10 protein-coding genes are annotated in these 14830 nt (G+C 57.8%); 3 read left to right on the top strand and 7 right to left on the bottom strand.

Annotated features, from left to right (window positions below):
- Positions 1 to 58 precede the first annotated feature (58 nt).
- Positions 59 to 1522 (bottom strand): aminoacyl-histidine dipeptidase, encoded by a 1464-nt coding sequence (locus tag MKJ04_RS01330; protein WP_241638510.1) that lies wholly within the window; start codon positions 1520 to 1522, stop codon positions 59 to 61.
- Between the two features lie 294 nt (positions 1523 to 1816).
- Here MKJ04_RS01330 and MKJ04_RS01325 point away from each other — a divergent pair, with 294 nt between their 5' ends.
- The gene (locus MKJ04_RS01325) at positions 1817 to 2938 is read left to right on the top strand and encodes a glycoside hydrolase family 43 protein (protein WP_241638508.1); all 1122 of its coding nucleotides are present in this window, start codon (positions 1817 to 1819) and stop codon (positions 2936 to 2938) included.
- A 334-nt stretch (positions 2939 to 3272) separates the two neighbouring features.
- Here MKJ04_RS01325 and MKJ04_RS01320 read toward each other — a convergent pair whose 3' ends face one another.
- Together MKJ04_RS01320 and MKJ04_RS01315 are read right to left on the bottom strand one after the other, a co-directional pair.
- Positions 3273 to 4940: a cation:proton antiporter gene (locus MKJ04_RS01320; RefSeq protein ID WP_241638506.1), complete on the bottom strand. Its 1668-nt coding sequence runs from the start codon at positions 4938 to 4940 to the stop codon at positions 3273 to 3275.
- Entirely contained in the window at positions 4937 to 5764 is an 828-nt protein-coding gene (locus MKJ04_RS01315; protein WP_241638504.1) for a universal stress protein, read from the bottom strand. The genes MKJ04_RS01320 and MKJ04_RS01315 overlap by 4 nt, the downstream gene beginning before the upstream one ends.
- Positions 5765 to 6073: 309 nt before the next feature.
- Between MKJ04_RS01315 and mgrA the strand changes: the two genes are divergently transcribed.
- A complete protein-coding gene (gene mgrA / locus MKJ04_RS01310) occupies positions 6074 to 7066 on the top strand; it encodes an L-glyceraldehyde 3-phosphate reductase (protein ID WP_241638500.1) in 993 nt (330 codons plus the stop codon).
- Between the two features lie 127 nt (positions 7067 to 7193).
- On the opposite strand, the gene MKJ04_RS01305 is transcribed toward mgrA, so the two are convergent.
- From MKJ04_RS01305 to MKJ04_RS01290, 4 genes are all read right to left on the bottom strand, one after another.
- Complete coding sequence (locus tag MKJ04_RS01305) at positions 7194 to 8258, bottom strand: ferredoxin--NADP reductase (protein ID WP_241638498.1); 1065 nt, start codon at positions 8256 to 8258, stop codon at positions 7194 to 7196.
- 131 nt (positions 8259 to 8389) lie between these two features.
- A complete protein-coding gene (locus MKJ04_RS01300) occupies positions 8390 to 8779 on the bottom strand; it encodes a VOC family protein (protein ID WP_241638496.1) in 390 nt (129 codons plus the stop codon).
- 249 nt (positions 8780 to 9028) lie between these two features.
- Positions 9029 to 9853 carry a glycoside hydrolase family 16 protein gene (locus tag MKJ04_RS01295; protein ID WP_245402572.1) on the bottom strand — a complete coding sequence of 275 codons (825 nt, stop codon included), beginning with the start codon at positions 9851 to 9853 and terminating at the stop codon, positions 9029 to 9031.
- Positions 9854 to 10111: 258 nt separating this feature from the next.
- The gene (locus MKJ04_RS01290) at positions 10112 to 11818 is read right to left on the bottom strand and encodes a mechanosensitive ion channel family protein (RefSeq protein ID WP_241638492.1); all 1707 of its coding nucleotides are present in this window, start codon (positions 11816 to 11818) and stop codon (positions 10112 to 10114) included.
- A gap of 633 nt (positions 11819 to 12451) precedes the next feature.
- Between MKJ04_RS01290 and MKJ04_RS01285 the strand changes: the two genes are divergently transcribed.
- Positions 12452 to 14809 carry a hypothetical protein gene (locus MKJ04_RS01285; RefSeq protein ID WP_241638490.1) on the top strand — a complete coding sequence of 786 codons (2358 nt, stop codon included), beginning with the start codon at positions 12452 to 12454 and terminating at the stop codon, positions 14807 to 14809.
- Positions 14810 to 14830 lie beyond the last annotated feature (21 nt).

Below are 14830 nucleotides of genomic sequence, written 5' to 3'. Positions count from 1 at the left end.
GTGCAAACAGAGCGGCTTTCGCATTAGTAGAGTGGTATAAACTCTCCTATTTGTTGGCTCAGGCTTTTTCGGGAATGCGTTGGAGCGTAGCCAGCAGAAAATCCCAGTACTTCTGGACTGAGCTGATCTGCACCTTCTCGTCCGGGGAGTGTGCCCCGCGGATGTTTGGGCCGAAGGAGATCATTTCTATGGCAGGGTAGTTTGCCCCCAGAATGCCGCACTCCAGTCCGGCATGGCAGGCGTTCACGTCCGGTTCGCCGTCGAACTTGGCGCGGTACAGGTCGCGCATCAGCTGTATGATGGCGGCGTCCGGCTTTGGGGCCCAGCCAGGGTATGATCCGCTTAAGGCCACCTGTGCCCCGGCCAGCTCCAGCGCGCACTGAATCGCCTGGGCGAGGTCTGCCTTTTCGCTGTCTACGGAGCTTCGGGTAAGGCACAGGATGCTGTAGGCACCTTCCTTCACCTCTACGCGGGCCAGGTTGTTGGACGTCTGTACCAGCCCTTCCATCTCCGGGCTCAAGCGGTGTATGCCGTTGGGGCAGGCGTAGATCGCCTGCAAGAGCGTGGTAGCGAAGGCGGCGGGCAACACGTTTTCTGGCGCCGCTGTCCGAACTGCGTGTACCTGCAGCTTCGGGTCGGTGATGCGGTACTCTTGCTGCACCACAGCCGCCTGTTCCTCTACAAAACGCTCGAAAGCCCCGGTGTCCGCGTCTGCCACGGCTACATGAGCTGTTGACTCACGCGGGATGGCGTTGCGCAGGCCGCCGCCGTCAATCGCCCCGATCTGCAGCGCAAACTGCCGAGAGGCACCGTACAGCAGTCGGTTCATCAGTTTGTTGGCGTTGGCGCGGCCCAGTATAATGTCCATACCGGAGTGCCCGCCGGCAAGTCCCTTTATGGTAAGGGTATAGCCGGTGCTGCCTGCCGGTGTCTTCTCCGGGGTATAGCTGCCTGTGGCGGTCACGTCTATCCCGCCAGCGCAGCCGATGGTCAGTTCCCGGTCGTCTTCCGTGTCGAGGTTCAGCAGGATGCTGGCCTGTAGCAGCCCCCCCTTCAGCCCGAAGGCACCTGTCATACCCGTTTCCTCGTCAATGGTGAAAAGCGCCTCCAATGCCGGGTGTGGAATATCCTTGGCGGCCAGCAGGGCCATGATCGAGGCAACCCCGATGCCGTTGTCAGCGCCCAGCGTGGTACCTTCTGCCTTTACCCAGTCACCGTCCACGTGCATCCGGATGCCTTCAGCGTCAAAATCAAAAGTTGTGTCGGCGTTTTTTTGGTGCACCATGTCCAGGTGGCTCTGCAGGGCCACTGTTTGCCTGTTTTCCATACCCGGCGTGGCTGGCTTCCGGATGATGACGTTGCCTGTCTCATCCTCGTAAGTGTCGAGACCGAGGCCCTGGCCGAAGTCTTTTATAAACTGAATGACCCGTGCCTCTTTTTTGGAGGGGCGGGGGACGGCGTTTAAATCGGCAAAGTTTTCCCAGAGCGCCTTCGGCTCCAGGTTCCGTACTTCTGAGCGCATAGTATCGTTCGTTTAGTGTCCGTGTATGGCGGCCGCAGCCGCAAGGCCAAAGGTACTACTTTCAGCCAGAAAAGCGGGCACAGGCAGGCTGTAGTGTCCGAAGCGTTACCGAGTTGGAGGAGGGAGGGGATGGGGCCTTGCCGCTAAATTTGCATGAAACCTGTCTGTTGGCTTGCAACCGATTTCACAAAGTAGTATGTTTGGAAACAGGCAGCTGCCCCGGGCCTCCGGCCAAAGGTTGAAACAGGGCGTTTTACTGCCAACTACCAGTACCGCTAACCAACAGATTGACATATGAAAAACAGATCCTATTTCAGGAAAATGACTTTTGCCCTGATGGCCGCCACAGTTTTTTCCGGTGCCTGCCAAAGCAATACCCAGGAAGGTGACGCGTCGGAAAACCAGGATGCAGTGGCTGAAAACCAGGATGCTACGGCTCAGGATGGGCAGTATCTGACGCAGCCACTGGTATCGGATATCTATACCGCCGACCCTTCTGCGCACGTGTTCGATGGCAAGATCTATATATACCCTTCACACGATATAGACGCGGGTGTGCAGGAAAAAGACGATGGCTCGCACTTTGACATGCGCGATTACCACATCTTCTCGATGGACGACCCCAACGGTACAATCACCGATCATGGCGTGGGGCTCGATATCAAAGACATACCGTGGGCGGGAAGGCAGTTATGGGCACCCGACGCGGCTTTCAAAAACGGCACCTACTATCTGTATTTCCCGGTTAAGGACAAAAAAGACGTGTTTCGGATTGGGGTAGCCACAAGTTCCTCGCCCACCGGCCCGTTTACGCCGCAACCGCAACCGATTGCACAAAGCTACAGTATTGACCCGGCCGTGTTTACCGATACAGACGGAACGAGCTATATGTACTTTGGCGGGATATGGGGCGGTCAGCTGCAGCGCTGGAGCTCCGGGGCCTACACCGAAAACGACGAATACCCAGCTGACGACAAGCCAGCCCTTATGCCTAAAGTGGCGCGCCTGAGCCCGGACATGCTCAGTTTCAGCGGAGACGTGCAGGATGTGCAGATCCTGGACAAAGACGGCAAACACCTGCTCGCAGGCGACAATGAGCGCCGCTTTTTTGAGGCCGCGTGGGTGCACCAATACAACGGCAAGTACTACTTCTCATACTCCACCGGAGACACGCACAACATCGCCTACGCCATCGGCGACAGTCCCGTTGGTCCGTTTACCTACCAGGGTGTGCTGCTGAAGCCGGTGCAAGGCTGGACGAACCACCACTCCATTGTGGAGTTCAAGGGCAAATGGTATCTCTTCTACCACGACACGCAGCTGTCCGGCAAGACGCATCTGCGCAACATCAAAATGACTGAGCTCAAGTATAACCCGGACGGTACCATCCAAACCATTACAGCTTACAACGAATAAGCAACCGTAGTTATACACAGAATCCCTGCCCGACTTTATATGCCGGGCAGGGATTTTTTTGCAATAAATAGCCTCTTTATGGCGCAAGCGTCCGCTTGTGCCTCGCATTCCACCCTGCCGGGATTTGCTGATCCCTGTGGTTCTGCTAACGCGGATTAGGAAATCCGCTTCAGGAAAAGTTTCGGATGAATAAATCAGAAACATCTGGTAATTAGATTCTTATACCCTGTGATTTGAGCGCGCATACCTGCTGCACTCAATTTAGTAGCTAGAGGTATAAGCACATTGTTAGGCGCATTGTTATACCTGAATGCAAACGTATACCTCATACCAGTTAGTTTGGCGTGGCGTGTTGGCTGGCCAGTGCGCTCAGGCGATCGACAATGCCGTCGGCGGCCATCGTCAGGGGCACAAGCACGTCGTCTGCATCCTGCTTGCGAAGGCGGGCGGCACTTTTGGCCGTTTTGGCCGTCACCAGTATTTTCCCGGTATAGCCCCGGGTGCGCAGGTGTTTGAGCATGCTTTTCGCCAGGCCCTCATCGGGCACGGTGTTGATGATGTAGGCAGCGGTCTGGCATGGTAGCCGATCAAAGATGTCCGGGTCCTCCAGGTCGCCATATTCCACATCAAAGCCTGCCTCCCGGAATTGCTTAACCACCTTGGGGTCCGTATCGACGCCCAAAAGATTGATCCCGTGCCGGCGAAGGTTCTCCGCAATGGCGCTCCCAAACCTCCCCAGCCCGATAACGAGCGCCTTGTACGGCTCCCTGGTATTCAACGCCAAGACATTTTCTTTGTATGGGCTTTTTCGTTCGAACACCTGCAGCAGCGGGGCAAGCCAGCTATATAAAATATGCGAATAGAGAATCATATAGGTAGACAGGCCTATCGTGATGAGCCCCACCAGCGTGATCAGACCGACCACCTCGGCGCTGATGTGCCCGACGTTATACCCCATACCCGCCAAAATCAGGGAAAACTCGCTGATCTGTGCCACTGTGAGCCCTGCCAGGAAAGAGGTGCGCTTGGTATAGCCCATCACCCCCATGATGATCAGGACAATGACCGGATTGCCAATCAAAACAAAAAACGAGAATACGATGGCCGCGGGCACCTGCGCCTCCAGGGTGGAGAGATCAAGCATGGCCCCGAGGTTGATGAAGAAAAACAGCAGCAGGAAATCCCGCAGGCTTGCCAACCGGGCACTGATAGACTCGCGGAAGGGCGTGGAGGCAAGGCTCACCCCGGCAAGAAAAGCCCCCACCTCGCTGCTGAATCCCAGCAACTGGCTTGCAGAGGCCAGCAGAATGGCCCATGCGATGGAAAACAGCGTGAGTAGCTCCTGCGATTTCGCCAGGAACGTGGTTATAGCCGGTATCACCCACCGCATGAGCAGGTAGATGCAGCCAGCCAACAGGGCGCCCTTCAGACCCGTCCGTGAAAAATCCTCTACCAGCGAGGCGCTCTCGCCTTTGCTGAGCGTCGAGAGCAGGATCATGATCAGGATTACGACCAGGTCCTGCACAATCAGGAAGCCGATGGCGATCTGGCCATAAAGCGAGTCAATCTCCTTTTTATCGGTCAGGAGTTTCACGATGATGATGGTGCTGGAAAACGTGAGCGCCACCGCGATGTACAGGCTGTGGAGTGCCGGGAAACCGAGTGCCAACCCGATCAGGTACCCTGCCACCGACGTGAAGATAACCTGCCCCAGTCCGGTGAACAGCGCTGTTTTGCCGATGGACCTGACCAGCTGCAGGTCCAGGCGGAGGCCAACGATGAATAGAAGCAGCGCAATGCCCACCTCAGCCAGCAAGTGAATTTGGGCCTGCGACTGTATGATGTTCAGGGCCGACGGCCCGATAAGTATACCCAGGGCGATGAACATGACGATGAGGGGCTGCCGGAGGAGCTGCCCCAGGCTGCCCGCCGCCGCCGCCAGAAAAAGGATCACGGCAAGCTCCAGAAACGGGTCCCGGAGGATGTTGGCCAACGAGCTCATTCGGGAAGGATGATCAGGGGCAGGCTCGCGTCGTGTACCAGTTCATTGATGAAGAACTCTCTGAACATATAGTCCGTCATCGCCCTCGACCTCTTCTGCACCACCAGCACCCCATCCGTCTGCGCCTGCATATAAGTCTTTACCTGGTCGAGCGGTTCATTGCCCTCAAAAAGACAGGTATGTACGGCAGGGTGGTCGGAGAAAGTGGCTTTGAGGCTTTCCAGATGGCTGGTCGCCTGCGGCCTGTCATCGTCTTCGGTCAGCACCGACAAAAACACGAGCTTCTCCGCCTTGTCGCCCATGAGTTGCAGGAACTGGTGGAGCGCGCGCGAGTTGAAGGTATAATGATAGTTGACGCTGATATGCAGGGCAAGCTTCTGAAACACGGGCACGTTTTTCGGTATGGTCACGATCGGGACACGCACCATGTCCAACAGCCGGAGAATGGTGCTGCCGATAAAAAGGCGTTTCAGTGTGCCGCGATCGTTCAGGCCGGCAAACAGCAGTTGGGCGTTGTGTTCCCATAGCAGCTGGTTCACGGTTGTGGCCAGGCTGTTGATGGAGATGTGCACGTTTACCGGGTTTATTTCCTCATCTGTCACTTTCTTAAAGCTGCGCTGCACCTTGTTGAACGCCTCTGCCTTGGAAATGGCATGTACCTGCTGCCGCACTTCCTGATCGGACATGGCAGGGGCATAAGAGCCCTCCAGGTTATGCAGCAGGTGCAGCTCAGCCCCCGACCAGGTTGCCCACAGGTGCGCGACGCGCAGCGCCTGCCGGGAGCCGGGAGAAAAATCGTAGAGCACTAAAACGCTTTGGGACATAGGCTTGCTGTTCTATCGGTCATCCATATGGTATACAATTATTTGCTGAAGGCACCTGGTAGCACTACCGCGTTATGGGTGCAGCGCATGGGCAAAAGCACTGTGGCGGGCTGGCGCGACTGATACAGGTTGCCGTTCGGTTATAGGTATACGGTATCTTTTTTTGTTGTTGCCATACTTTTTTGGGTTAATTGTTTGGTTTTGTGTATGTTTTGATGGGTTGGTGCAGAGTAAAGCCAGGGAGTTTTGGCGGAAAGCAAATAATCCCTTAATTTCCCTTTCTCACCTCAAACCTTACATTCGCGATACATGACTTATACCCCAAACCCGGAGCGCTATACCTCCATGGAGTACCGCCGCTGTGGCAAAAGCGGCCTGAAACTGCCTGCCCTCTCGCTGGGCCTGTGGCATAACTTCGGCCACGTGGACGTGCTGGAAAATTCCCGCCAGATGCTGCGCGACGCCTTCGATGCCGGTATCACACACTTCGACCTTGCCAATAACTACGGGCCACCCTATGGCTCGGCGGAGGAGAATTTCGGGAAGCTGCTGAAAGACGATTTCCGGCCATACCGCGACGAGTTGATCATCTCCTCCAAGGCGGGGTACGACATGTGGCCCGGCCCTTACGGCGACTGGGGCTCCAAGAAATACCTGGTGGCCAGCCTCGACCAGAGCCTCAGGCGCATGGGCCTGGACTATGTGGACATCTTCTACCATCACCGCCCGGACCCGGAAACCCCGCTGGAGGAAACGATGGGAGCTCTTGACCTGATCGTACGGCAGGGGAAAGCGCTGTATGTGGGGCTATCCAACTACAAGCCCGCCGAGGCCGCCAAAGCCATCCAGATCCTCCGCGACCTGGGCACGCCCTGCCTGATTCATCAGCCCAAATACTCGATGTTTGTGCGCTGGGTGGAAGAGGAAGGCCTGCTCAGCCTGCTGGAAGCAGAGGGGGTAGGGTGCATTCCGTTTTCGCCGCTGGCACAGGGCCTGCTGACCAGCAAGTACCTGAAAGGCATCCCCGCTGACTCGCGCGCCGCCAAGTCTACCGGCCATTTGCAGGAGGAGGACATCACCGACGAGAAAGTGGGGAAAATCAGGCAGCTGCACGAGATGGCGCAGGCACGCGGGCAGTCGCTGGCCCAGATGGCGCTGGCCTGGCTACTGAAAGATGAGAGGGTCACTTCCGTGCTGATCGGGGCAAGCTCGCCTGCCCAGCTTGCCGACTCCCTGCAAAGCCTCCAGAACAAGCACTTCTCCAGCGACGAGCTGGCACAGATCGAGCAGATTTTGAAGTAGTAATCTGAAGTAGTAAAAGGAGGCATCCATCTGTCCTTCCGGCCAAGGGGTATACCAAGCGCTATACCCTCTTGGCCGGAAGGATTTTTTTATGGCCAGGGGATTGCGCTATACCCAAAAGCCAGGGTCACATTACCTCCAGCACGGCATCGCCGCCCACCGGATAGCCCACACACGAGAGGGTGAGGCCCTGGGCGAGGTCTTTCTCCGTCAGCACCTCGTTGTACGACATCCATACCTGCCCTTGGGTGCAGTGTGCGGCGCAACTGCCGCATTTGCCGGCCTCGCAGCTGTAGGGCAGCGGAACGGAAGCCTTGCGGGCCGCCTGCAAAATCGTCTGGGGATATTGCACCTGTACCCGGTACTCCCGCTGCTTCAGGCGCAGCACCACGGTATGGGCGTCGGTGTCGGGGGGGAGGAGCGGCACCTGCACTTTCGTGGTACTGAAGTTCTCGCGGCGGATATTGTCGTTGGGCACATCCAACTGGCGCAGCGCGTAAAAGCACATGCGCATGTAGGTGGAGGGGCCACAGAGGTAAAAGAGCGCCTCCGGGAAAGCGGCCGCGGCATGCTGGCGCACCAACTGCTGGAGCAGGTCTTTGTACAAGCGGGCCTTGGCCAGGTTGGGGGATACGCTGTAGAGCATTTCCAGCGTAAAACGCTCCGGGTAGCGCCCGGCCAATTGCTGCAGCGCATCCCGGAAGGCCGCCCGCTCGGGCCTGTTGTTGCTGTATATCAGCACCACCTTCACATTGGGGTGGCTGTGCAGCAGCGTCTTGAGTAGGGAGAAGATAGGGGTGATGCCACTGCCCGCCGCCAGCAGAAACACCTGCCTGTAACGGGGCATATCGTTAGGCAGCGTAAAGAGGCCCGTGGCCCCGATGGTATACAGCTGGTCGCCTACCTGCGCCTGATCTATCAGCAGTCTGGAGAAGAAGCCGTTTTCGATGCGCTTTACACCGATGGCCAATGGCTCGTGCAGGTCAGGTGAGGAGGTGATGGAATAGGAGCGGCGCACCTCGCCGTGGCGGGTCTGGTGGGCGAAGGTCAGGTACTGCCCCGCCTCATATGGGATGTCTTTGGCCTCGTCTCCGCCAAAAACAAAGGTTTTCATACCGGGCGCTTCCTCCCGTATTCCGGTGATCGTGATGGGGGTATAGATTGGGTTGACTGGGGTTTCCGCTATTTCCATATGGTACTGACGTACGGGGAATTCCTGAAAAAAGGTCGGGTCAGAACCCGGCAGCCCCAGGTTTTGCGCAGCGCCGGAACAAAGCCTGCAGCACCCGGAAAGTAAAGGGGCATTTCCGTCAGGAGCTGGATTTATACCTCATAGAGTTCCAGCGGCAGTTCGTCCGGGTCGGCAAAGAACGTGAAGCGCCTGCCAGTGTACTCATCCACCCGGATCGGCTCCGTCAGGACGCCGTGCTGCTTGAGTTCCTCCACGGCCACATCCAGGTTTTCGACCGCGAAGGCCAGGTGCCGCAAGCCCGTAGCCTCCGGGCGCGAGGGGCGCTTCGGCGGGCTCGGGAAGGAGAACAGCTCTATCACGTAGCGCCCCTGCAGGGCCAGGTCCAGTTTGAAGGAGTTGCGCTCCTCTCGGTATACCTCCTGCAAAACCTCCAGCCCCAGGATGGCCGTGTAAAAATGCTTTGACTTCTGGTAATCGGAGCAAATGATAGCGATGTGATGGATGTCGTTGAGGTGTAGCATGAGTGAAACGCGTAGTGGTTTTGTTTTATGCCAGTGAGGCAAGGTACGGTATACATTTCAGGAGAAAGTGTAGTAGATGTGCCCTTAGAGCATGTTTAAAATTCATTTTTTGGGCTACAAAACGTCCATCAAGGAACCTGACTTCACCTTTTTATCGCCCCATAGCGCTGCTATGCGGCTCAAAATACGCTTCGTCAGAACCCTTCCTGAACATTTTTCGCTTCCAAAAAATGAAATTTAAACATGCTCTTACTTCTGAATCATGTCATATACCCGGACGTAGTCTATCTCCATGGTTTGCGGGAAGACACCCGGGTCAACGCCCTGGGCTCCGCCCCAGTTGCCACCCACGGCGATGTTCAGCAGCAGGTGAAATTTCTTGTCGAAGGGCCAGGCGCTGTAGCCGGAGCCGTTGTTCACGAAATCGAACATGAGCTCATCATCTATATACCCCCTGATGGCATACGGCGTCCAGTCTACCCGGTAGCGGTGGAATTCGGTGCTGGCGGTTTCAACTAGCTTGCTTTTGCCCCGCTGGGTGCCCTTGGTGTGGTTGTAGGCATCGGTATGGACGGTCACGTGCACCCTGTTTTGGTCGTAACCCACGTGCTCCATAATGTCAATCTCCCCGGACCTCGGCCAGCCGCCGTACGCCGCGTCTGTCGGCAGCATCCAGATAGCGGGCCAGGTGCCGCGCCCGGTGGGCAGCTTGGCCCTGATCTCGAACCGGCCATACAGGAAATCCCCCTTGTCTTTCGACACCAGCCGCGCAGACGTGAACTGCTCGCTGCCCATCTGCTCGATGCGAGCCGTGATGGCCAGCTTCCCGTCCGCCACGCTGGCGTTGGCCGGGTTGTCGGTGTAGTACTGCAGCTCGTTGTTTCCCCAGCCGTTGCCGCCCAGGTCGTAGCCCCATTTGGCGGGGTCCGGCTGGCCGGTGTAGTCGAACTCATCGGCCCAGACCGGCGCCGTTTCGAAGGCCCAGTTTTTGTCCTCTGGCGGTGCCTGCGTTTTCGGAGGAGGGGTTACGGGGCTTGGCGACTCTGCCGACGTGCTGCAGGAGGCGACAAGCATGGCCACCGAAAACAGGAGGGAGAGATGCCTCGCTGCGTGTTTTCCTGCACTTTTTGTTGGGTATAGCATACGAAAGGTCTGGTAAAATCGGTCGGACGGCCACTGCCACTGCGGCTGGCTCCCCGTCTGGAAAGCGCCGCGCTCTTTCACAAGATAGCACATTTAGCGGTGCGTTCCACAGCAGCGGGGCGTTAATTTTTCGGCTTCCGGGGGTATGGATGCTGCGCCACGCTGTTTGCCCCTGCCGTTTTCTGCGCGCTAGGGGGTGGTTGTCTCGGCCCCGTTGGGAGGGTATACGATGGTGTTACGGAGGTTCTGAATATGGTCGTAATCGAAATTGGGCAGCTGCATCTCTCCCTTCTCACGCCAGTGCTGCACCTGCTGCTCCGCCTCCTTGGCTTTGTCGGCAGGGAGCCCCTGGTCCTGGGCAATGTAGAGCGTTTGCGACGGGAAGGCGAAGCCGCTTCCGCTGGCCTCCACCACATCCATCATGCGCAGCAGCAGGTCTTCCTGAACCTCCAGAAACTCGTTGAAGTCGCTGGCGTGCACGTAGGCGAATACCTCCAGGTTCAGGGAGTGCGCCCCCAACTCCGTAAAGCGCACCCGTGCCGGGTTCGGGTCTACTTTGGGGTGCGCGTACAGGATGGCGCGGAGCTCCACCAGCAGGTAGCGGATCTGGTCGGGCGTGGTTTCGTAGCGCAGCCCAAACACCGGATGAAACCAAAAGCGGTCGCGGTGGGCGTAGTTCTCGATATTGTTGGAGGAAAACTCCCCGTTGGGTATGGTGACGATGGTGCGGTTGAGGGTGCGGATGCGCGTGGAGCGCATGCCGATCTGCTCCACGGTGCCCACGGTGTCGCCCACCTTGCAGAAATCCCCCACCCGGATCGGCTGGTCGGCAATCAGGGTCACGCTGCCCACAAAGTTCTCGATTGTTTTCTGCGCACCCAGGGCCAGGGCCAGGCCACCGATACCCAGGGCGGCGATACCGGTGGTTACATCCACCCCAAACGTGCCGAGCGCGGCAATGATGCCGAAGGCTATCAAGGCGAACTTCAGGCCGCGGCGCAGAAACAGCACAGCCGAGATGCCCGCCATGTTGCCACGACGGGTCAGGCGCTTCTCCCCAAAAATGGTCAGCGTATCCACCAGGCGCCACAGCAGCAGCAGAAAAGCCACCAGCCCGATAATGATGGTCATGTCGCTGAAACTCTGCCGCACGACAATGGAAACGCCGATGGCCTGGCTTGACACTACGAAAATCCATACCGCCAGGTAAATCCGGATGGGCAGCGCAAAGGCCCGGATGATGCCCACTGTAGGCTCGGTGGAGGCCTTGTGCCAGGCAATGCGGAGTGCCCATTTGATGACGTGGATGATGAGCAGCGCCAACAAATAGGAAAGCGCCACCAACACGAGCATCAGCAGCCAGTGCCCAATGGGCACGCCGCCCCATTTATTATCGAGCAGGGCTTGGGGCATCAGTTTGTCGGCCATAGGGGCTTCCACAACCTCGTCCACATTAAGCGGCACGCGCTTCACCGTCTGAGACGAGAAGAGCCAGATGGGGCTGCCATCCGGGGCGGCTGATTTCTCCAGCATCAGCTCAAAGGACTCGCCGCTGATGGTGGCCGTGCCCACACGGTCCAGCTCCGCCCCGAGGTTGTCGCCGGTGAGGCCATCTGCCTGGTCGCTGATCCAGGAAAGCGGCATGAGCTTGCCGCTTTTGTCGAGGAGGCGTTGCAGGGCCATGGCATGCGCGGCCGCATCCTCAGCGCTGGCAGTAGAGTCCATTTTCAGGAAACGGGAGGCTCGGGCATAGTTTTCCTCTGCTACCGCACTGATAAAGCCATCGACTGTGCCACGGGGCGTGCGCCTGCCCAGCGAGTCGGGGGCCAGTGCAGCCACCGTGGCGGCACCGGCTGTGTCGGGTGCTGAGGGGAGGAGCTGTGCCTGAGAGGGCAAAAAGGCAACTAATTGTAGAAGTAAGATTAAGCTAAATGAAAACAGGAAGGAAAAGGGGTATGCTTGCTTCTGAATACGTGACATGAACAAATGATATTTCTTAAATGTGTATGTAAAAAATGGGGAAACAGGTTCTGCTTCGGTAGCTTGCGGCCCCTTCCGTATACGCGCCTCCCGGCACTTTTATTGCCTTAATTTCAGGCCTCAGCACCGCACCTCCATTTCCGGGAGCGTATACGGAAAGGAAGCGCTAGCCCAAATCCGTGTACCCCGGAGGTATGGCCGGGGCAACGGAACACGCTCCCGGCCAGCGGACCATTCATGGCGCGATGACATGGGCTCCGGGAACCGTCACCTTCCCTCCACTCAAAAATAGAGAATCAGCAATTAAGCTGCGCCAGGAATCGCTGCAAAAGTATACCTTCGTGTAGGGAACAGGCAGGCTCAGCGCACGCCTGAGAACGCAGCCAAAGCGGCACGCAGTTCCTGGGGCAACAAACAGACGGTAGAAATGTTCTTAATCTGATGCGCTGCGGCCAAAAGGCTATCACAACACAGAAGCGGTTGCGTCGCGTACAAGAAGGCATGTTCTCCTGCGTCAGCGTGCCCTTAACCCATTAACCACAAGACCCATTGAAAAACGAACTGCTTTATACCGGCGCTAACAAGGTGGGGCACAGTCCTGTGGTCGCCACCTTGTCTTTCCGCACGTTTTGGGACGATGTGCGCGCGCAGCGCCATGCCAGCGGTTCGGCACAAGCATACCTGCAGCAGCACCTGTTGCAGGAGCTGGATCAGCACCCGGACTGGCTCGGGGACATCCCCTTGGCGGACAGCAGTGCTTACAAACCTCTGTTCCGGTTGGTGCAAGCCTATCTGCTGCCTCCTTCCATACCCCCCGATGCGCTGCTGTGGGGGCTCGGGCTGCCCATGTCTCCCGCCGTTTTTTTCGGCACCGATGCCCTGTACCGGCTGCTGCACCACTCCCATACCTCTAAAATCTTCTCGGCGGTGCCCGTCCAGGGTATGGAAAACGCGGACCAGCTGAACCTGTTCTACCTCTACTCCTTCCTGCTCGAGCGGTTCTACAACTACGCCTCCAACCTGTCCGAGAAAATTGTCTTCACGCTAAACGAGGAACACACGGGGCTTGTCAAGTACTATAGCCTGGCGCTGAACCTGCAGTTTGTGGAGGTGGAGGTGATAGGCGAGCTGCCTGAGCTCGACCTCAAGGATGTCTATATGGTGGGAGCGTCCTCCTTCGCCTATTTGCAGGAGGTGCTGCCGCTGGGCATGTTCCACTTCAGGGGGTTCACCACCCTCACGGCTACCGACGAAACGGCCCATTATGTGGTGGAGGACATCAAAACGAGCATCATCGGGCAGGATACGGCGTCCTTTATTGAAACCTCGCAGCACGTGCTGAAGTTGTTGCAGGCGGTGGTGGGCACCGACAAGGTCACGTTCGGGCTGCTGCCGTTCGTGGAGCTGAACCACAAGCTGATCGGTTTCCACGACGGGCACCCGCTGAGCCTCCTGATGCAGTGGGGGAGCCCGGACGCTGGAAGCCGCAGCGAGCTGATGGCGTTTCTGGAGGATTTCCGCAAAAAGCCCGCGTGGATGTTCTTCCAAGCCGGCAATGAAAACGCGCATGCATACCCTTTTATCGCCACCATGCTGCAGGAGCGGCAGGGGGCGGGTCTCGTGTTGCTCCCCGTTTTCCGCAACACCCGGTTGGTGGGCATTCTGGAGGTCACTTCGGCTGTGCAGGGCATGCTGAGCGACAAAACGCTGAGTCGGCTGGGGCAGGTGATTCCGTTGCTGGCCGAGCTGCTGCACCGCAGCCTGCATGAGTTTAACGTGCAGCTGGACCGCGTGATCAAGCAAGAGTTCACGCCGTTACAGCCATCCATCCAGTGGAAAGTGAACGAAGTGGCCTGGGAGTACCTGAAGGCCCTGTTGCGGGAGGAAGAGCACCCCGAGATTGGGCCCGTGTCCTTCAGCGAGGTATACCCCCTGTACGGCGCCATCGACATGCGGGACTCTACGGTGGAGCGCAACAGGGCCCTGCGCGCAGACCTGGAGACTGAGTTCGAAATGCTCATCCATACCCTCACCGACCTGAACGGGCATTTCAAACTGAGCATTCTGGACGAGAAGATCGCGACGTGCAGGAAATGGCTCGACAGCCTCTCCGAGTTTCTGAAAATGGGAAGCGATATCGGCATCAACGCCTTTCTGGAGCAGGAGATCCGTCCGCTGTTGCGGCACTACAGGCTGCACTACCCCGAAACGCAACAGCTGATGGAAGCGTACTTCCAGCACATCGACCCGGAGCAGGGAGCGGCGCACCAGCACCGCAGCAGCCTGGAGGAGTCGATGCAGCGCATCAACAAGGCCGTAAACCGCGAGGTGAAGGCCTTTCAGGAGGAGCTGCAGCAGTCGTTCCCCTGCTATATCGAGTCCTTCCGGACAGACGGTGTGGAATATGACGTTTACATTGGCCAGTCCATCACGCCAGCCCGGCCCTTTGCCCTGCTGTACCTGCACAACTTCCGGCTTATGCAGATGGGTTTTATGGCCCGCGTCACCCGGCTCACGCATTCGCTGCTCCCACAGATGCAGGTGCCGATCCGGACCACGCAGCTTATCTTCGCGCACGGCAGCACCATCGACATCAGCTTCCGGAAAGACGAGAAGCGCTTTGACGTGGAGGGAGCCTACAACATCCGGTACCAGATGGTGAAAAAGCGCATCGACAAGGTCCACATCAAAGGCACGGCGGAGCGGCTGACGCAGCCCGGCAAAATCGCGATCGTGTACTTCAGCAACGAGGTGGCCGAGGAATACAAAAGGTATATCGGCTACCTGCAGGAGCGCCAGCAGCTCACCGGCGAGGTAGAGCACCTGGAACTGGAGGAACTGCAGGGCGTGAGCGGCCTGAAAGCCATCCGGGTGAGTGTGGCCACCGATGAGGCGGAAGCGGTATAACCGCCGGGATACAAAAAGAGT

The organism is Pontibacter sp. E15-1, from assembly GCF_022601975.1.
Classification (GTDB): Bacteria; Bacteroidota; Bacteroidia; order Cytophagales; family Hymenobacteraceae; genus Pontibacter.
Note: the sequence above shows the minus strand (reverse complement) of the source record. Positions and strands in the feature narration are given on the sequence as shown.